The sequence below is a fragment of the Mycoplasma anseris ATCC 49234 genome (genome assembly GCF_000702805.1).
Lineage (GTDB): Bacteria > Bacillota_I > Bacilli_A > Mycoplasmatales > Metamycoplasmataceae > Metamycoplasma > Metamycoplasma anseris.
The window spans coordinates 43,357-63,017 of the sequence record NZ_JNJX01000003.1 but is presented as its reverse complement, the minus strand read 5'-3'; the positions used below and the strand labels follow the sequence as shown (position 1 = coordinate 63,017).

Genomic DNA, 19,661 nt, shown 5'->3' with positions numbered 1-19,661 from the left:
ACTGTAGAAATTAAACCTAATATAACTTTTGTTTTTTTACTCAATTCTTCTTTACATCCTTTCATATTTTTTACAATAGTAATTTTATTTTGAAAGAATTGAAGCTTTTTCTTTTCCAAAAAATGTTAATTTAAGCAATGTTTTTCAACAAAAAAATGACCAAAAAAAAAAAAAAAAAAAAACGAAGTAAAATATTATCTTCATTATTTGATTCAAGGTTGGAATATTAAAAAAGTTATTTGCAAATTAATAATGATAATTGCTCAAACTGGAGTTTTTTTTCAACTAGCTATACTACTAAAAGTAATACCTAAAGGGACTCAAAGATATAAAGCAATTTGTCTTCAACCACTAAAGAATTTAACCTTACTGCTTGTCTCTTTAGATATTATTCCCATATATTCTTTAGCTGATTCATTAAACATGATATAAGGGAACATAGTAGATAAAAGTAGTTGAAAAATTAAAGCTGCAATTATTCCGGCCACAACCGGATTCATAATCATAAATAGTCTTTTTAAAACAATACTATTTTGAATTTTATTAATCTTTTTCATACTAAAATGCATTACCACAATTGCTGGAATGACAAAAACTAGAAAAGTTAAAAACATAGCTATATAACCTCATCATTCACCATTTGCCACAATAAATCCAGTAAACAATCCAAATTTAGTTGAAATAACACCGGGTGTAGCATTCGAGATTGAGAAAATATTGTCAATCAATTCTTGGTTGATGCCACAATGAAATAATTTATCTAATAATTTTCACATTCATTGGAAGACCGGCATAAAAACTTGCCCTCCGCCAAAAATGGCTAATGAAACAAAGATTAATAATGGGATTGAAAGAAGTAAAGCACTAAGCATGATTACCTCCTTCTATATTATCTTGCTCTAAAGCTTGTTCCTCTTTATTTTTTAATAATTGTTCTTCTAAGAGTTTTTGTTTTTTATTGCGTTTTTTAATAGCAATAATAATAAAGAAAATTGCAATGATACTTAACATTAAAAAAACTGGCATGTTATAGGGAGTAGGAACAAATAAACTAAATAAAAAACTCATTAAAAATAAACTAAATCAAAGTCCAAACCCAAGTGGTTTAAAACTCTTTTTTAAATATCTAATTGTAAAATTAATTAACAAGCCAATAATTGTAATTAAGACTCCTAAAGCAACCACATATAAATATTCTCTAGGAATATATTTGGTTATTAAAAGTAAGCAAAAAGCAAATAAACAATGTGGTAAAATTCCGATTATAGTTGCTATTAAGCCTTTTCAAAATCCTAATAGTTTAATTGCAACATAGCTTAAAGCTTCAATTACTGAAGCTCCAGGCAACATATTAGTGATAATTACGACATGATCAAATTCTTCTTCAGTAAGTCATTTTCTTTTATCAACAGCTTGTTTTTTGATAATTGGCATAATAGCATTTCCGCCACCAAATCCAACAAAAGTAGTAAAAATAATAAATCAAACAACTTGTCAAAAAGAACTAAAATTTCTTTTCTTTTGTTTTTTCATAAACTAATTATAAATAAATTATTATATAATTATTAGGTAATGAAAATAATATTGAATTTAGATAGAAGATTTAATGCTTGAAATATAGCAAATATCAATGAAAAGCGGTAGGATTAGTTTTATTACTCCTAACTATTTTCAGTATATTATTTATTCCCTTTTACTATAAAAAAACACAAACTATATAATGGAAAAACATTCGATGCGTTGAATGTTTTTATTTTATAAATTATTTTTTAAAGAACCTTATTCCTTTTTTAATTGCATAATTCACTATTTAAGAATCATTTTGCAAAAAAAGATATTGTTGATAGAGAAAAAGGAGACATATGCAAGAACATAGTAAGTCTAGGAGTTATGCATTTGCTAGTTTGTTTGGTATTTCAATATGAATTATTTCATGAATTTTATTTTGTGTTCTTTTCTTTGAATCTCTCAAATACAATTATTATAATAGAGATATAGGTTGAGTTTATCCACTTTCTGGAGTAATTTGTGGTTATATGATTTGATTTTCCTTTGGCATTTGTTCTGCTATAAAAACATCTAATAAACAAGCAAAATTGTTAACCTTACTTTCAACAATTTTCGTAATAATTATATTAACATTATTTATTGCTTCCATTATTGGATTAAGTAAAATTATTATTCATGATAAAGATAGAGACAAATATAAGGAGTTAATTGATGAATTAAATCTAATTTCTCGTATTTATGCTCATAAATATGATAATAAATCCAACAATGACCCACAAAAAAATCAACAGCAAAATTTGTTTCTCAATGATAATCAAAATAATTCATAATAACAATTTATGGCAAGTAAAAAACAAATTATAAAAAGCCGAATCATAAAACCGGCTTTTTCTTTATTTCAATAGTTTTTCAACAGTTTCTTTATTAAAATTTTTAACTAAATAAGAACCAACCACAGCTAAATTAACTCCTGCATCAAAACAATATTTAATATTAAAATCTTTAATTCCACCATCAATTTGAATAATGGTATGTAAGTTTTCTTGTTGGATATATCTTTTTAATTCAATAACTTTATCATAACTTGATTCAATAAAGGTTTGTCCACCTAAACCCGGTTCAACACTCATGATTAATAAAAGATCTAAATGTTTTAAATAAGGAGTGATTTCTTCTACTTTGGTATTTGGTTTAATTGCTAAACCTAATTTGACTTGATCAACTTTGGCTTGAGCTATTAAACTATGTAAATCATCTTTATTCATTGCTTCATAATGAAAAGTTAGAATATCGCCAATCTTTTTGTACATTTCATAATAGCCAAAGACATCATGTACCATTAAATGAATATCCATAATATGTTTTTTGCATTCTCTTTTGATAGCTTTAATTTCTTTAAATTGTAGGGCAATATTTGGCACAAAAATATTATCCATAACATCATAATGAACATTCGTTATTCCTCAATCAATTAAGGTATTAACATATTCAATTAAATTTTCTTTTTTAACATCTAATACTGAAGGACTGATTGTTTTCATAATTCTCCTATTTTCCTAAAAGTCTTTCTAAAAAACTTTTATAGTTATCATATCTTTCTTGTTTAATAATGCCTTCATTAACAAGTTTTTTTACATTACAATCTTTTTCATTTTCCATATAATGTTTACAAGAACGGTATTTACATAATTTAGAAGCATCTTTAAAAGCTTTAAAAGCAGTTGGCATTTCATCAATGGTTAAATCAAATTCAATTGAAGAAAACCCAGGAGTGTCAATAATTTCTCCACCATTGAAATTAATTAAACTAACTTCTCTTGTAGTGTGTTTACCACGGTTTAAAGCTTTGGAAATGGCTTGCGTTTCAAAATTAGTTTTAGCTAAATAATTAATTAAAGTAGTTTTGCCAACCCCGGTTTGACCAACAAAGAAACTTGTTTTATGCTTAAAAATGTCACTTAAGCCATCAAAACCAGTTTCTTTTTCATAATCAATTTCAAAAACCCTATATCCTTGTTCTTTATAAAAATCAATTTTACTAGTTTGTGTTAAATCTTTTTTGGTTAAAACAATAATCGGTTCAACATTTTTGTTTTCAATAATAATTAAGAATTTATCTATCAATAAGGAACTAAATTCTGGTTGAACTAAAGACATAACCACAATTGCTTGGTCAACATTAGCAATTTTAGGACGAATAAAGAAATTTCTTCTTCCCAAAATTCGATGAATAAACTCATTTTTTTCAAATTCAACTTCATCACCCACAATTGGCTTCATATCAAGCATTCTTAATTTGCCTGAACCTCTTACACGATAAATTTGTTTATCCTTATAACTTTTTATATCAAAAAAACCCGCAACTGATTTAACAATTTTACCAATTTCCATTAAATAACTCCTCCTGCAAACAAACCAATTAATACTGCCAATATTGTTATTAAAATTATACCAATTGTAATTAGACTAATACTAAAAGCCTTGCTATTGAATCTTTGCATGGCAGTTTTTTTGTGGTCATTATTCATTTTTAGTCTTTTTTCATTCACTCTTTTGGTTGACAAACAAGTATTTAAATCATAATAAAGTTCTTGAGCAGTTAAATAACGATCTTCTGGCTTTTTAGCAGTACATTTTAAAATAATATTTTCTAATGCTTGAGGCACAGTTTTATTAACATTTTTTAAAGGAGGAATTTGTCCATTAATATGTCCATTTACCACAATTTCTTGTTCATTAGATTTAAAAGGAGGATTACCAGTTAACATTTCATAAATTAAAATTCCCAAAGCATAAATATCACTTTGTGCTGAAGGGCTAGCCTTTCCTAAAAGTACTTCAGGAGCAATATAATAAATTGAGCCAACAATCTTATTGGTGGTAGTAACTCTTAAACTGTCTTCTGATAATGAAATTCCAAAATCAATTAATTTGACAGTATCATATTTATCAAACAAAATATTGCTTGGTTTTAAATCACGATGAACCACTTGATGAGCATGGATATCAATTAATCCTTGGCAAATTTGTTTAGCAATATGCACTGTTTGTTCCGCACTAAAAAATTTGTCTTTATTAATTCTTTGCTTTAAAGAAGAGCCTTCAATTAATTCCATGGCAATATAACAACCATCACTATTTAAGTAATGACCTCAGAATTTAACAATATTTTCACCCTTAATTTTTTTTAAGACTGCAATTTCATTGCCAAATCTTTTGATATTGATTGCTTTGCCATTAATATCATTTTCAGTTAATACTTTAACTGCCCAAGGTTCTTTGTTATCTTTATAATAAGCTGAATAAACCTCACCAAATCCACCTGTGCCAATTAATTTAAAATCGTGAAAATTCTTATTTAAGTTTTTAAATTTTGCAATATTAATTCCCATTTAAACCTCCACAATAATAATTGACATGTTGTCATTTGAATGGTTTTTCTTAGCACAGTCAATTAATTTTTCAGCTTTTTCTTTTAAACTGATATTTTGCTGCATCACTAGTTCCATAAAAGGCTTTTCAACAAAATCATGTAATCCATCACTAGTTAAAATAATATATTTGGGATTAGAATCTTTGCCATAAATTACACCATCTGGATTCATTTGTTTCTTAGGACCAATACAGCTTGTTAATCGATTGCCATATTTAAGATTATCAGCATTTTCTTTCTTAATTTTTCCTTCTTTGACTCAAGCATTTTTAATGTTTTGATCCTCTGTTACTTGATAAAGTAAGCCATTATAAATATAAGTTCTTGAATCGCCTACATTAAAGATATAAAGATATTTTTGATTAGGAAAAATAAGAGCAGCCGTTAAAGTACTCCCCATATCACTATATTCAGGATTTAAAATTGCAAAGTTTTCTAAATTTTCTTTAATAAATTCTAATGCATCAATAAATCAATGATTAATTGCAATTTTATTGTCATATTGCACATCATGTGGGAAATTAGTTTTAAAATAAGTTTCAAATAAATCAGTGACTAAACTTGCACATTTAGCACCACCATAATGACCGCCCATACCATCACACAAAATGGCTAAAACAGTTTCTCTTCCTAAACAAATTTTTACACGATCTTCATTATGTGGTCTTATTAAGCCTTTATCTGTTTTTAAAAAAAAGTCCATTAACTAATCTCCCTTATTAATTAGGCATTTCTTCCTTCGCTTGCTTCCTTTTTGGTTTCTAAAACTTCAGCAAATTCTTTTTTAATAATTTCTTTAATATCGTTAGCTGCTTTTTCAACATCATTATTAATTACAACATATTCAAATAATGTTGATTGGCCGATTTCTTCTTTTGCTTTAATTAAACGTTTTTTAATAATTTCTTCAGGTTCGGTTTGTCTGCCTAAAATTCTTCTTTCTAATTCTTTAAATGAAGGTGGCATTAAGAAAATTGAAACAATTTCATCCACTTTATTTTGTTTCTTGTAATATTCAATAACTTGCATAGCACCATTTGTTTCGATTTCTAAAAAAGGAATTTTTCCTTGGTATAAGATTCGATCAATTTCTGAATACAAAGTACCATAATAATTATCAAAATGCATTGAATATTCAATCAATTTGTTTTCTGTTAAACAAGCATCAAATGTACTTTGACTCACGAAATAATAATGAACTCCGTCAATTTCACCTTCTCTTGGTCTTCTTGTTGTTACTGATACTGATAATTTTAATTTTAAAGAATCATCTTCAAAAAGACAACGTTCAACAGTTCCTTTGCCAACTCCACTGGGTCCAGTGAAAATAATTAATTTTCGATTATTTGCCATGTTTTTCTCCTTAAGTTTTAAATAAATTTATTGATTATTATGTAAAAATTAATGTTGTAGATAGTAGAAATAAATTTTACCATATTTCTTTGTTTTTACAACCTTATAACCATTGGATTCATATTCAAAATTATCCAAATCAGTTTCGATTATTAAATAGCCACCATCTTTCAACATATTGTTGGTTGAAATCATATCAATTGCCTGATATAACTCTTTTCTTAATTTGTAAGGTGGGTCTAAATAAATATAATCAAATTGTTTAAAAAAATTATTTTTTAAATAATTAAAACAATCAGTTCAATGAACCTCAAGATTTGCTTCTTTTAGATTTTTTTTATTTTTAATTATTGTTTCATATGCTTTTTTATCTTTTTCAACACAAACAGCATGACTAGCCCCTCTTGATAGAGCTTCTAAACAAAAAGCCCCACTACCTGAAAATAGATCTAAAAATTCTTTTCCTTCAATATTAAATTGAATCGATGAAAAAAGACCTTCTCTAGCTCTATCAGTTGTTGGTCTTGTGGTTTGTTTAGAAGGCTGTTCTAGTAGTCTTGAACGATATTTACCAGCAATAATTCTTATCATATTGATAATAATTATAAATTAATTTATAAAGTATCTAAAAAACTTTATTCTGATGCTTTAAAACCTTTAATTGTAAAATATCATTTTGGTCCAACGCTAATTCCGGTATCATGCTTTTGAATAACAATATTTGGATAACGATTATCAATATGGAATTTATCACTATGAAAGAATTGTGCTCGAATAGTGATTTCATCAGGAGTTGTTGGGTTATATACTTCTAATCGGTATCTCACTTCAAAATAGTTTTGATCAAATTTGGCAAAATTAGGTCATGTAATGTTTAAATATTTTTTTATAGGATTAGAAGAAAAAATTGCTTCGAAAGATTCTTTGCCTTCAACAAAATATATTCCACTTGGCAAGATTCTTTTTACAATTTCTGCATAAGCAATGTCATAAAATTGTTTAGCAGTTATCTTTTTGCCTTCTTCAGTTAAAACCATATTGTATTTTTGAAAGATTTTTTGAATTTCAGTTTTGGAAATGTTATAAGAGTTATTTCAACTACCTTCGATTTTGAATTTGGATTTATCAATAATGATATTGGCATTATCATAAGATGCATTTTCTATTTCTTTTGAATTAATGATTCGCTCATCATATTTTGGGCGTTTAGAATTACATGAAATACTAAAAAAACTTACTAATGGAATTAGAAAGGTGTTTCCTAAAATTATCCTATTAATCAGTCTTTTTTTCATACAAAAATTATAATTCTAAAATAAACTAAGAAATGAATTTTATTTTAAAACAAAAAAAATAAAACTATAAGTTAATAAAAAATGATAAATATAATTAAAAATTCAACTTTATTTATTAAACTGTATTACAATTTAATTTGTTAGAGAGGATAGATTATGAAAAAAATTAAATTATTATGAGGCATTATTAGCCCTTCAACTTTATTAATTCCATTAATTGCAGCTAATTGTCATGGTAATAATGAAGAAAAAAATGTGGAATTTACAACTAAATTAGGATTAAAGATTGCAAATGCTGCACTTAATCAACAAAAGATTAGTTCTGCTACAGCATCTGAAGAATTTAAAACTGCCAAAGATTGAAACTCAATAAAAACTTTATTAAATAAATATCAAATTAAATACGATGATAAGGATACCCCTGAAGGTGTTTCTTATAGTGTAAGTTCTTCAACGCATGAACATTTAGAATCTGGCGTTTTACATTTATTTATTACAAGAATTTATAATGGTAATGAAGAAACTGAAAGATTTGAAATTAGTGGTTTTAAAACAACTTCTGTTGATTCAAAAATAAAAATCGGAAAATATGAAATAAATTCTAAGCTTAAAAAATCAAACATTAATTTCACAAGCATGCTGGATCAATTAATCGCTGCTAAATCAGAATCAAAACAATCATTTATGAATAAACTAAAAGAATATGTTGAAATTAAAATTGATGATAATGCTACTGATAAGAGAGAGTTAGACATTGATTTAACTCATGTTGAAATCTTTGATTATGCTAATGAAATTCATTTTGAAAAAGTTTATTTACAAAATGAAGATGGTTCAAACAAGGAATTACAAAGCAAATTAAAATTTATTAAATAAAGTAAGTGATATCATTAGATATCATTTATTTAATATTTGTGATGTAATATATTAAAATTTAATTAAATAAAAAGGAGCAACATGAAAAAAAATAAGAAGAGTGTAACAATCTTTTTAATAATATTCGGAATCTTATTTGGATTCGGAATCTTAGCAGGACTTGGGTATGCTGCTTATCTTTTTGTTCCTTCTTTAATAAAAAGTGTTCCTTTTTGAAAAGTTATTGCAAATGACGAAAGTAAAAGTATTTTATATAACCAAAAATATGCTTCTTCTAATAAAAATGAAATTTTAAAAACTTATGAATATGGAAATTTAAGCATTAAAGAATATGCTTATTCAGTTGATGAAGACGGAAATCCAATTTATTTTTTAGGCCCCGAAGGACTAAAACTTCTTAATGAAGAGTTTAAAAAAAGGGCAATGTATGGGCCTGAGATTAACTTATTAAGAAATGTATATATCAACAAAAGTTCAGATATAGAAAAAAAAGCAAATGGTTATTATTTACCAAGTGATGATGAAATTTATTTATCAATATCAGCTATAGTTGATCCATCAAATTATTTAGATCATGATTGAAGAGAAGAAAAATTAAGCATTAAGGTTGATATGGTCTTGGCTGTTTTAGTCCATGAGTATATGCATTTTGTTGCTAATAGTTATAATAACAATCATCGCATTAATGATCTAAACAGTGATAAGACTTTAGAATATAACTTAGATTCAAGTCAGGTAGTCAAAGCTAATTATGTTAATAACAAAAAATTTATAACTGAATTTCGAAAGTATTTAGGATACAACCCAAGTATAATTGATCAAATTCCTTATTATAAAAATATTACTCCGCCTGAAAATGAAATAAATGTGTTTAGTAAATGAAGTGCATATGATTTGTTTGAATTAGCAAATTTACCTTTTAATGCTTCTAAAAATTGAAATCAATTACAAGAAAAAAATTATTATTTTAATAATTCAAGGATTAGTCCTACTAGATTTACTACTCCAGCTGATACTGAAATAATTAAGTATTTATATTCATTTGAAGAATTAATTCCAAGAGAATTTTTAAAAATGTCATTTCCAGCTAGTGATTTGATTTTTAAAGATAGCTTATTTAATTTTTTTCCTAAAGATAAAAGCGGTTGAAATAATTTCTTATATTATACAAATGGAGATTTCTTTTGGGTCACAGCAATCGGGGATGATGTTTTAAAATCAATTGGAAAAGGCATTAGATCAGAAGATTTATTGTTTTCCACCAACTGAGTGTTTGACAAAGAATTGGCCAAATTAGTAAATAAACAAGGTATAAAAATATATAACACTGCAATTTACCCTGCTAATTATCGTTTAAAAGGTCTTTTTAAAGCTTATGTTGATTTATATGGTTATGGACAAGCAATAAGTTTTTTAGGTAATCATAGTATTGATTCACAAAATGAATCAATGCATATTGGTGGTTTTTTACCCTTTGATTATGATGAAAAAAATATTGATAAACCAACATATTTAGTATTAAGCAATCAACAAAATCAAAGCATTGATTTAAATATGCATATTCATGCTAATAATTTTATAGCTAAAAAATCATATAATGAAGTTTATAGCGAAGATATGTTAAAACCTGATTTTCTTGATTACAAGATTCATAAATATTCTTATTTCACTGACGAATTAACTTATGAGGATATTAATAAATATTTTAATAATCAAAAATTTGATGCCAAAATTTGAATTGATACAAATAAAGATAATTTAAAACAAGAAGAAGAGTTATTGCCTTTAAATATGACTTACAATCAATTAAGATTTGAAGAAACAAAGAGAACAATAACTAATTTTAGAGTTCCTATGACTTGAGGGCACAACATTTTAAACAACAAAACTTATCAAGTTAAAATTGAAGACGACCCATTACAAAAAACCATTTCATATGTAATAAAAAGATATTAGAAAGAAGGAAAATGAAAGAAACAGTGAAACATTATTTTATTCGAATAATTTCATATATAGCAATCTTTTTAGTTGCTATAACTTTTATTTTCTTTGCTATTAATATTCTTTTACAAAAACAAATTGATAAGACCTTCGCTGTTGCTTCTCAAATTGATAAAAATTTATTTAGTAGATTTGGATTATATTTAGAGAATTTATTTACTGGTAATTTTGGGCAAATATATGCTAGTGAAATCAAACATTCTAGTTCAATTGCTAGTTTGTATTTCTTTCATTTTAAATGAACAATTTTATTTACTTTATTAACATTTATTTTGTCCTTAATTATTGGAAATCTTTTAGGAGTTTATAGTGCTTTTAAATATAATAAAACCAGTGATTTATTAATTAACATTTGTATTTCTTTCTTTGCTTCTGTTCCACTAATTATTATTGCTATTTTAAGTTTAAGCATTAGTTTTAATGTTGGTTATCCCTCACAATTTATTTATGATGCGCCTTTAAATATAATCTCATTATTTGTTCCAATTCTAATTACTAGTTTTAGTACTATTAGTTTATTTTTCTTAAAAGCCAGAAAAACAACAAAAGAAGTGTTATCAAGTAATTATTATCATTTTGCTTTAAGTTTAGGATTTTCTTTTAAAAAGACATTTTGAAAAATAATTTTTAAACAATTATTAATTAGTGAATTACAAGTCTTTGTTCCCTTTTATTTACTATTAATTTCTTCTTCAATCGCAATTGAAAGAATCTTTTCAATTCCTGGTCAAAGTATATTTATTTCTTATGCATTTTTGAATGCTGAAATAAATTTAGTAATGTTTTTCTTTGTAGTAAATTTGTCGATTCTTCTTATTTCCAAATTTATTTTTGCTTTGATATTAGATTATTTGAATCCAGAACAAAAAAATTTAACCATGAACAATTTTTGATTCAGTTTTAAGACTCCTAAAAGGAGGTTTAAGTAATGCAAGAAACCCAATTATTTAAATTCGCTAAATTTAAACCCAATTTAAAGGGTCCAGTTGTTCATACAAATAATACAAAGAGTTTTTGAAAGAAATTCTTTGATAAAAAAATTAACATTTTTATTTTCATTTCATTAATAATTATTCTTTTGAGTTTAATTATTGCTAGTTTATTTATTAAAAATAGTCCAAGTAATTCAATTTTTCAACAATCTGATTTTGTTAATAATTTGCCTTCACAATACACTCCAATTATTAAACGTAGTTTTGAAAGAGGTGAGGAATTGGAATTCATTAGGTTTATTGAAAAGCAAGAATTAATAAGATCTAATTCGTTAGGTATACCACCAGTTTTTAAAATTCTATTTGACTCATCATTAGATGTTGGTGGTTCAACTTCAGTAAACACTGATATTGTAACATTATGATATAACCCATATCAATTAATTGAAGCAATAAATTTGAACGTATCAAATCAAACAAAAATTTCAATTGATCATTTTTTAATATTAGGTACTAATCAAAATGGTGTTGATATTTATTCAAGAATTTTTAGTTCTATTTGATTAACATTTGTAATCATTTTATTATCATTAATTTTTAACATTTTTATCGGTTTTAGTCTTGGCGCAATTGTGGGTTTAAAATCAGACAAATGATATGCCAAAATTATTGAGGGAATTGCTAATGTTATTGGCGCTATTCCGGAATTAATTTGAATTTTTATGTTCTGTATTTTTTTAGGAACAAAATGATATTCAATTGTGATTGCTTTTGTTTTAATTTCTTGAACTCATTTTTACGAAACTACTAAAAATGAAACCAAGATTTTAAGAAACCAAAATTTTATTAGTGCAGCTATTTCAATTGGTTTAAATCCCACCCAATTAATTTTTAAACATGTTTGGAAACAAATTTTTGCTTCTATTTTAATTCTAATTGTTGATAAATTAGCAATGAATTTATTGATTATTAGTTCATTATCACTTTTAGATTTTATTACAAATTCTAATGATCTACATATTGGGGTTGTTTTTAAAGAAGCTTTATTAAACATTAAAAGTAATATTTGATATTTAATTACACTAATTACCCCCCTTATATTAATTTTTATGTCTTTAAAATTGTTTTTTGTTAAATTAAGTCAAACTTATAATCAAAAAATCCGTTAATTTTAAAACTTTTAATATTTGTTTAAAGGAATTATATGAAAAAGAAAAAAATTGTTTTATTAAGTGGATTTTTAATCGTTTTTACTTTCTTGATAGTTATTCCTATTGCTATTTTAAAAACAAGAAATAATAAAAATCATTCACAAAATAAAATTCTTGCATTAATCAATAATTTAGAATCAAAAATAAAAAAGAACAACTATATTTATCTAAATAAACTTAATGAAAAATATTTAAATGAATTAAATGATATTAGATTGCAAATTGATAAAAACAATATTAGCCAAAGTATTGAATCACAAATTAATCAATTAGAAACTAGTTATATTTCAAAACTAGTTGCCTTTAAAGAAATAAAAGATTTAGAATATCTAAATTTAACAAATAAAACCAAATATTATGATGAATTATTAGACACCACAAATAATCAAGCAATTCTTTTAAAAGCTAATTCAGAAAATGATTTAAATAAGCAAAAACACTTGTTTTTGGTAAATTTTAAATTAATAAAGCAATATTTTGATGATTCTATTGTTGAAGAAATTAAAAATGCTATTTCAAAAGTAAAAACCATTGAAACAGTCAAAACCTGAAATACAAATTTTAATAATATAGCAACCAATATTCAAATATTAATAAATAGTTATCATCAAGAAACAACTATCAAAGAATCTCCAATATATTTAAAATACACCCAAGATTCAAAAGTTATCTTTGAAAAAGAACTAAATAATATTTTTAAAGTTTTAAATAATGAGTTTAAACTTAAAATTAGTCCTATTGAAAATAATGGTTTATTAAATGAAATCATTTTAATAAATGCAAAGCTTTTAAATGCAAAAAGTCTTTTGAAACTTCAACCAAATAATCAGGCCAAGATTGAATTACAACAATCAATTAACTTATTGAAAAACAAAATTTCCAAATACCAACAACAAAATTTTTATGTCTTAAATTTTGAAGAAGAATTAAACATTATTGCTTCAACAATTGAAAATAAAAATCCAATTAATAGCAATGAATTTCAAGAATTCAAGCAACAAATTAATAATATTGAAGAAAACTTAACCAATTTTATTAATGAAGCCAACACAATACCTACTGATTATAAAACTTTAAGTATTTCTTATTTTCCACAATTAGAAAAAAATAGTAATACTTATATTGTTGAAAAAAATAGTGAATTTAGAGTAAAAATATTTTTAAATTTTAACAATAAACAATATCCACTAAATTATCTTAAACAACACAATATAAGCATTCGCTATTATCTTGAAGAACCTGGATATGGCAGTTATAAAGAAGTTTCTAATGATAATATAAATTATGAAGATAGTACTTTTAATTTAGCATTTAATTTCAATGATCAAAGAAGAAGAATGCTTCAATTGGTTCTTAGGTATAATAACGATATTGACAATAGTGCTGCCACTATAAATACTCAAGGAAGAATATTTATTCAAGGGATTGATCCTGAACCTAATAATGTTATTCCCTTATCTTTAGAAGATTTCAGAATAATTCCTAAAAATTATACGAATTTGAACAATATTTCTAATGTCTCATTGAATGATTTAAAAAAAATTCTTGCTCAAAACTGAAATACTAATTGATCAAATCGTTTTAGCGATAATGAATTAATAAAATATAATGATATGCTTTGAGTATCATTTTTCAAATACTTTCTTGCTGCTAATTTTGAAAATGAATTTTTTAAAGGCATAAAAACCCAATTTGTTAAGAGTTTTGACAAACAAGGTTCTTTTGTATTTAAAGCTGATGCGATTACTGCACAAACATTATCACAGCATCATTTTATTTCATTAGGCGGTTCATTTTTTAATACCATTTTAGAAAGTAGTGCTTACAATAATGTTTTTGATTTAAACCCAGAAGATAATGTATCAATGATTTTTTCATTAGACAATTCTTCTTCTTGAAACACAAAATATCAAGCGACTGATAAGCCTGAGATTTTAAACAGTAATATTGGCGATCTAAGTCTTGTCCCATCTAAATACCAAATTAATGCTAAATACCCATTTATTGCTAATTTCTTTGGAATTTTTAATTTCAAATTGTTAATTAATGATCAAATAGTATTAAATGTTAATAACACTGATGCCAATCAATTAAAATCATTTCCTATTTTTATTCACCATAAATCAGGATCTGAAATTTTATTTTATACTTCGTTTACTAAGGCAAGTATTGGATAAAAAAATTCCCGTAGGAATTAGGTTAAGAATCTTTTTCAAGGTTCTTTTCTTTTTTTATTTCAACTTCTAATATGCTAGGAAAGGTTTCGCCATCAATTTGCAATCATTCAGGACGAGAAAATTTAATTTTTATATGGCTTCCTCTTAAATTAATTACACCCTTTTGAAAACGGTGCAACCCAGTATAAACCAATGGAAATAAACAAGCTACTCTAGTTTTGGACATATTTTTAAAAATAATCAATTCTAATTGATCAGAAAAACGGTTAGCATAAGGAGCAATCTTCATTCCGCCACCATAATATTTTCCTTGCATAATGCTTGTAAATCAAACATTATGATAAATTATTGGCTTACCATCTAATTCAATTTCAACACGTTTTAATTTTTTAAATTTCAAAACGGAATTAATTGATGATTGAAAAAATGAATTTGGAGATTTATTCTTTTTAAGATTATTTAAAGCTAAAGCAATCACAGCATCTAAACCAACTCCAACACCATTTAAAAAAAACAATTTTTGATTATTAAATTTAATTCAAGGCAATTTTTTTAAATAAGGGGTAATAAAAAAGAATTTTTTCTTCAAAATAATTGTTTCTTTATGTTTGCTAATAGCTCTTAAAAAATCATTTCCAGTTCCTGCTTTATAACTATAGATTTTAGGCAAATTGCTTAATTCATGAATTTGGTTTGCCACTTTAGTTAAAGTACCATCCCCACCAATAATAATTGCTATGTCATCATTGGGATGAAGTTTGTCAACGAAACCTCTAGTGTCTTTAATGCTTATTAAGTCAATGATTTTGGTTTCATGGTTCCCAAAAACCTTTTTGGCTTGATTAGTAATCCTAGTAATTTTCTTAATATTTTTACCGGTTTTAGATAAAGAGTTATATAAAATAAAAATCATAGAACAATTATAAAATATTATGTTTAAAATCAACATTTTTAATTGACTATAAAGGGATTAAAAGCAAGTTTTTTGATAAAATAAGTAATATTAATGCGAGTTAAAGGAGAAATATGTTAGAAGTATGCGGATTAAGTAAGATTTTTTCAGATAAAAAACTTTTTACAAATGTTAATTTGAAATTTTTACCTGGTAATGTTTATGGAATAATTGGAGCAAACGGAGTAGGAAAATCAACATTTTTAAAGATTTTATCAGGTGAAGTTGAAGCATCTGAAGGACAAATTGTAAAAGAAAAAAATGCTAGAATGAGTGTTTTATCTCAAAATCAAGATGAATATAATGACTTTATAGTTACTGATGTTGTTATTATGGGGAATAAAGAACTTTATAATTTAAATCTTGAAAAAAACCAAATTTATGAAAACCCTGAAGCAACAATGGAAGATTATGAAAGAGCAAGCCATTTAGAAGAAAAATATGGTGAAATGGGTGGTTGAAACGCAGAAAATGATGCACAAACATTATTATCAAATTTAGGTATTGATAAAACTAAATGAACAATTAAGATGTCAGAATTGAAAGCAAATGAAAAAGTGAAGGTTTTATTAGCTAAAGCATTATTTGGAAACCCAGATATTTTAATAATGGACGAACCAACTAACAGATTAGATTTAAAAACTATTAAATGATTAGAAAATTTCTTAATGGATTATCCTAATATTGTTATTGTAGTTAGTCATGACTCAGATTTTTTAGATGCTATTTGTACTCACACTGTGGATATTGATTTTTCAGAAGCTAAGTTATTTGTTGGTAATTACACATTTTGAAAAATTTCAAGCCAATTAATTTTAGAAATGCAACAAAAAACTAATTTAAGAAAAGAAGAACAAGCCCAAAAATTAAAAGAATTTATTGCCCGTTTTTCTGCCAATGCTTCAAAATCTAAACAAGCAACTAGTAGAAAGAAATTATTAGAAAAAATCCAAATTGATGAAATTAAACCTTCTTCAAGAAAATATCCTTTTATTCGTTTTGAATTAAATAGAACACCTGGAAAACAAATTCTAAGTGTTGAAAATTTAAGTTATGTAAATGATGCAGGCGATACCTTATTTGAAAATGTTTCATTCACCTTAAGACCTGGCGATAAAATGGTTATTGTAGGCGATGATGATATTGCTAAAACAAGATTCTTAGAAATTTTAATGGGAAAAAGAAAACCAACTTCAGGAACAGTAACTTGAGGAATAACTATTAAACCTAATTATTTTCCAAGCAATAATTCAGAATATTTTACAGAAAATGAAACCATTTTAGAATGAATTAGCAAATGACCCTTAAATAATTCAACTCAAGAAACTAAAGATAATTCAGATAGCAGAATGCGTTCATTTTTAGGAAGAATGTTATTTTCAAATGATTCAGTATTCAAAAACGTACAAGTAACTAGTGGTGGTGAAAAAGTAAGATTAATGTTTTCAAAATTGATGCTAGAAGAAAGCAATTTTATTGTTTTAGATCAACCTTTAGATCACTTAGATTCAGAATCAATAGATAGTTTAATCGAGGCAGTAAAAGCATATAAGAGTTCATGTATTTTTACTACTTATAATCGTGCTATGATCAAAGAATGTGCTAATGTTTTATTAGAAATTAAACCACATGAAAGTTATTTATTTTACGGAACATTAGAAGAATATGAAGAAGCAATGGGATATTAATATTATTAAGGCAATGTTATGTTTGTATAGCATTGCTTTTTATTTGCAACATTGTGCAAAATTATTATGTATAGATGTAGCCCTATTAGTTATTTTGGAAGGCAATATGATAAACTATAATTATTAGGATATAGTAAAAAATAAAATTATATTACAGATGAAATTCAAAATTCATCAAACAAAATAGTAACTATTGAAGATTTAATTCAACAGTTTTTAGAAGAAGTTATAGATGAAATAATTTCAAAAAATAATATTGTAGATATTAAGACAAAATCTAGAGCAGGAGTCGAAATTAGTAATTGGATAAGACTAAAAAATTGAAGTCGTTTAATAGTTTTTATAAGAGATGTTTTAAAAAGTTTTAATATTACATTTCACAATTAAATTATTGTTCAATTAATAAATAGAATAATGAGAATTAAAAGAGATAAAATCAAATTCAACTTTTATGAATTAATTATGTTCATCTTCAAACATGGAAAATAACAAATAATTCATTTAATGAATGACAACATTATTATTTTTTAGCATAAAAAAAATTTTAATGTATAATATTAATGCTTATTGGAGGGGTAGCGAAGCGGCCAAACGCGGGTGGCTGTAACCCACTTCCTCACGGTTCGGGGGTTCGAATCCCTCCCCCTCCACCATTTTGCCCTTTAGCCAAGTGGTAAGGCAGCGGTTTTTGGTACCGCCATCCGTTAGTTCGAATCTAACAAGGGCAGCCAATATTCGTATGAATACCAAGAAATCCTTTTTAGGATTTTTTTATTTTATTTTTTTAACTTTTAAGTTAAAATTATTTTATTAAAAAATACATAGAGAGTTGCGTAGCATAACTGCTTTGACGCATGCCAACCTGCAAATGTAAGGTGGATAGTGAGGGATTGATATCTAACATGTATGTGGATTTATTAATTACCTTTCTCTATGTTAGAAAGGTTTTTATTATGAAAAGGTTTTTAACAAGTGAAAGTGTTGGCGCTGGGCACCCTGATAAGATTTGCGATCAAATTAGTGATGCTGTTTTAGATGCTATTTTGAAAAAGGATAAACATGCAAGAGTTGCTTGTGATGTTTTAGCAAACAATAATTTAATTTATATTGGTGGTCAAATTACTACTAAATCATATGTAGACACTATTAAAGAAGCTTGAAAAGTTCTAAAACCCTTAGGATACAAAGAAAGTGATTTTAATATTATCAATGGTATTTATCCACAAAGCCCTGATATTGCTTTAGGGGTTGATAAAAAAGATGATAAGGAATTGGGAGCTGGTGATCAAGGAATCTTATTTGGATATGCTACTGATGAAAATCAATATTATATGCCTTGATCAATTGTGCTTTCTCATGAATTAGTAAAAAGAGCTGAGCATTTAAGAAGAACAAAACAATTTAAATGAGCTAAGTCTGATATGAAAAGTCAAGTTACCATGGAATATGATGAAGAAAGCAAACTTTTTAAAGTTGCTAAGGTTTTAATGTCTATTCAACACCAAGAAAATTTCAATGAAAAGAAATTTAAGAAATTTGTAAAACAAGAAATCATTGATTATGTTTTAAAACAACATCATTTTGATTTAAATTACGAATTACTAATTAATCCAACTGGTCGGTTTGTAGTAGGAGGTCCAGTTGGTGATACTGGGTTAACTGGAAGAAAAATTATTGTAGATACATATGGTGGATTTGCTCATCATGGTGGTGGTGCTTTTAGTGGTAAAGATGCAACTAAAATTGATCGTAGTGCTGCTTATATGGCAAGATATATTGCTAAAAATATGGTAGCTGCAGGCATTTCAAAACAATTTGAAATTCAATTATCTTATGCAATTGGTTTACCTAGACCACAATCAATCTATATTAACACTTTTGGGACTTCAGATTATTCTGAACAAGAAATTATTGATATTATTAATAAGCATTTTGATTTGAGTGTTGAAGGAATTATTGAATCACTAGATTTACTTCGCCCTATTTATTTACAAACAGCAACCTTTGGACATTTTGGTAGAAAAGATTTAAATTTGCCATGAGAAGAACTTAATAAAGTGGAAGATATCAAAACTAGCTTAAATAAATAAGATAAATTGTCTACAAGTTAAGTTTTACAACTTGACTTTTTTTGTATTTAATCTTAAGAATCAAAATAAAAATCATATATTATATAAATATGATGAAGACAAATAAAAAAAGAAGAATTATATTTTTCCTACTAATATTTAAGT

19 protein-coding genes and 2 tRNA genes are annotated in these 19,661 nt (G+C 25.7%); 11 read left to right on the top strand and 10 right to left on the bottom strand.

What is annotated here, in order from left to right; all coding sequences use genetic code 4:
* Positions 1-203 precede the first annotated feature (203 nt).
* Both T401_RS06580 and T401_RS06575 read right to left on the bottom strand, forming a co-directional pair.
* Positions 204-872 (bottom strand): chromate transporter, encoded by a 669-nt coding sequence (locus T401_RS06580; RefSeq protein ID WP_033178662.1) that lies wholly within the window; start codon positions 870-872, stop codon positions 204-206.
* A complete protein-coding gene (locus tag T401_RS06575) occupies positions 865-1,533 on the bottom strand; it encodes a chromate transporter (protein ID WP_033178661.1) in 669 nt (222 codons plus the stop codon). The genes T401_RS06580 and T401_RS06575 overlap by 8 nt, the downstream gene beginning before the upstream one ends.
* A 329-nt stretch (positions 1,534-1,862) precedes the next feature.
* Here T401_RS06575 and T401_RS06570 point away from each other — a divergent pair, with 329 nt between their 5' ends.
* On the top strand, positions 1,863-2,339 hold the full coding sequence (locus T401_RS06570) for a hypothetical protein (RefSeq protein WP_033178660.1): 477 nt from the start codon (positions 1,863-1,865) through the stop codon (positions 2,337-2,339).
* A 63-nt stretch (positions 2,340-2,402) separates the two neighbouring features.
* Here the strand turns inward: T401_RS06570 and T401_RS0101080 are convergent, their stop codons facing one another.
* The 7 genes from T401_RS0101080 to T401_RS06560 are packed head-to-tail and all read right to left on the bottom strand — an operon-like array spanning position 2,403 to position 7,590.
* Complete coding sequence (locus T401_RS0101080) at positions 2,403-3,050, bottom strand: ribulose-phosphate 3-epimerase (protein ID WP_033178659.1); 648 nt, start codon at positions 3,048-3,050, stop codon at positions 2,403-2,405.
* Between the two features lie 7 nt (positions 3,051-3,057).
* Positions 3,058-3,900, bottom strand: coding sequence for a ribosome small subunit-dependent GTPase A (rsgA, locus tag T401_RS0101075; RefSeq protein ID WP_033178658.1), 843 nt, complete (start codon positions 3,898-3,900; stop codon positions 3,058-3,060).
* Positions 3,900-4,901: a serine/threonine-protein kinase gene (locus T401_RS0101070; protein ID WP_033178657.1), complete on the bottom strand. Its 1,002-nt coding sequence runs from the start codon at positions 4,899-4,901 to the stop codon at positions 3,900-3,902. Before T401_RS0101070 ends, rsgA begins: the two co-directional genes overlap by 1 nt.
* Positions 4,902-5,645, bottom strand: coding sequence for a PP2C family protein-serine/threonine phosphatase (locus T401_RS06565; RefSeq protein WP_052169642.1), 744 nt, complete (start codon positions 5,643-5,645; stop codon positions 4,902-4,904). It abuts the gene before it with no gap.
* A 20-nt stretch (positions 5,646-5,665) separates the two neighbouring features.
* Complete coding sequence (gmk, locus tag T401_RS0101060) at positions 5,666-6,295, bottom strand: guanylate kinase (protein ID WP_033178655.1); 630 nt, start codon at positions 6,293-6,295, stop codon at positions 5,666-5,668.
* 48 nt (positions 6,296-6,343) lie between these two features.
* Positions 6,344-6,886, bottom strand: a complete 543-nt coding sequence (gene rsmD, locus T401_RS0101055) for a 16S rRNA (guanine(966)-N(2))-methyltransferase RsmD (protein WP_033178654.1) — start codon at positions 6,884-6,886, stop codon at positions 6,344-6,346.
* 44 nt (positions 6,887-6,930) lie between these two features.
* Positions 6,931-7,590, bottom strand: coding sequence for a hypothetical protein (locus T401_RS06560; protein ID WP_033178653.1), 660 nt, complete (start codon positions 7,588-7,590; stop codon positions 6,931-6,933).
* Positions 7,591-7,746: 156 nt separating this feature from the next.
* Between T401_RS06560 and T401_RS06555 the strand changes: the two genes are divergently transcribed.
* The 5 genes from T401_RS06555 to T401_RS06540 all read left to right on the top strand — a co-directional run bounded on the left by T401_RS06555 (position 7,747) and on the right by T401_RS06540 (position 14,787).
* Positions 7,747-8,466 carry a hypothetical protein gene (locus T401_RS06555; protein WP_033178652.1) on the top strand — a complete coding sequence of 240 codons (720 nt, stop codon included), beginning with the start codon at positions 7,747-7,749 and terminating at the stop codon, positions 8,464-8,466.
* An 81-nt stretch (positions 8,467-8,547) separates the two neighbouring features.
* Positions 8,548-10,422, top strand: a complete 1,875-nt coding sequence (locus T401_RS06550; protein WP_033178651.1) for an MYPU_1760 family metalloprotease — start codon at positions 8,548-8,550, stop codon at positions 10,420-10,422.
* A gap of 11 nt (positions 10,423-10,433) precedes the next feature.
* Positions 10,434-11,396: an ABC transporter permease subunit gene (locus T401_RS0101035; RefSeq protein WP_033178650.1), complete on the top strand. Its 963-nt coding sequence runs from the start codon at positions 10,434-10,436 to the stop codon at positions 11,394-11,396.
* Positions 11,396-12,568: an ABC transporter permease subunit gene (locus tag T401_RS06545; protein WP_033178649.1), complete on the top strand. Its 1,173-nt coding sequence runs from the start codon at positions 11,396-11,398 to the stop codon at positions 12,566-12,568. Before T401_RS0101035 ends, T401_RS06545 begins: the two co-directional genes overlap by 1 nt.
* A gap of 35 nt (positions 12,569-12,603) precedes the next feature.
* Positions 12,604-14,787 carry a hypothetical protein gene (locus tag T401_RS06540; protein ID WP_033178648.1) on the top strand — a complete coding sequence of 728 codons (2,184 nt, stop codon included), beginning with the start codon at positions 12,604-12,606 and terminating at the stop codon, positions 14,785-14,787.
* Between the two features lie 22 nt (positions 14,788-14,809).
* Here the strand turns inward: T401_RS06540 and T401_RS0101020 are convergent, their stop codons facing one another.
* Positions 14,810-15,700: a diacylglycerol/lipid kinase family protein gene (locus tag T401_RS0101020; RefSeq protein WP_033178647.1), complete on the bottom strand. Its 891-nt coding sequence runs from the start codon at positions 15,698-15,700 to the stop codon at positions 14,810-14,812.
* A 113-nt stretch (positions 15,701-15,813) separates the two neighbouring features.
* On the opposite strand from T401_RS0101020, the gene T401_RS0101015 reads away from it, so the two are divergent.
* The 5 genes from T401_RS0101015 (at position 15,814) to metK (ending at position 19,517) form a co-directional block, all read left to right on the top strand.
* Positions 15,814-17,427, top strand: a complete 1,614-nt coding sequence (locus T401_RS0101015) for an ABC-F family ATP-binding cassette domain-containing protein (protein WP_033178646.1) — start codon at positions 15,814-15,816, stop codon at positions 17,425-17,427.
* A gap of 150 nt (positions 17,428-17,577) precedes the next feature.
* Positions 17,578-17,814: a hypothetical protein gene (locus T401_RS07345; protein ID WP_371836245.1), complete on the top strand. Its 237-nt coding sequence runs from the start codon at positions 17,578-17,580 to the stop codon at positions 17,812-17,814.
* 182 nt (positions 17,815-17,996) lie between these two features.
* A tRNA-Tyr gene (locus tag T401_RS0101010) sits at positions 17,997-18,080 on the top strand.
* 3 nt (positions 18,081-18,083) lie between these two features.
* Positions 18,084-18,158 (top strand) — tRNA-Gln (locus tag T401_RS0101005).
* Between the two features lie 222 nt (positions 18,159-18,380).
* Positions 18,381-19,517, top strand: coding sequence for a methionine adenosyltransferase (gene metK, locus T401_RS0101000; protein WP_033178645.1), 1,137 nt, complete (start codon positions 18,381-18,383; stop codon positions 19,515-19,517).
* The last annotated feature ends 144 nt before the right edge of the window (positions 19,518-19,661 follow it).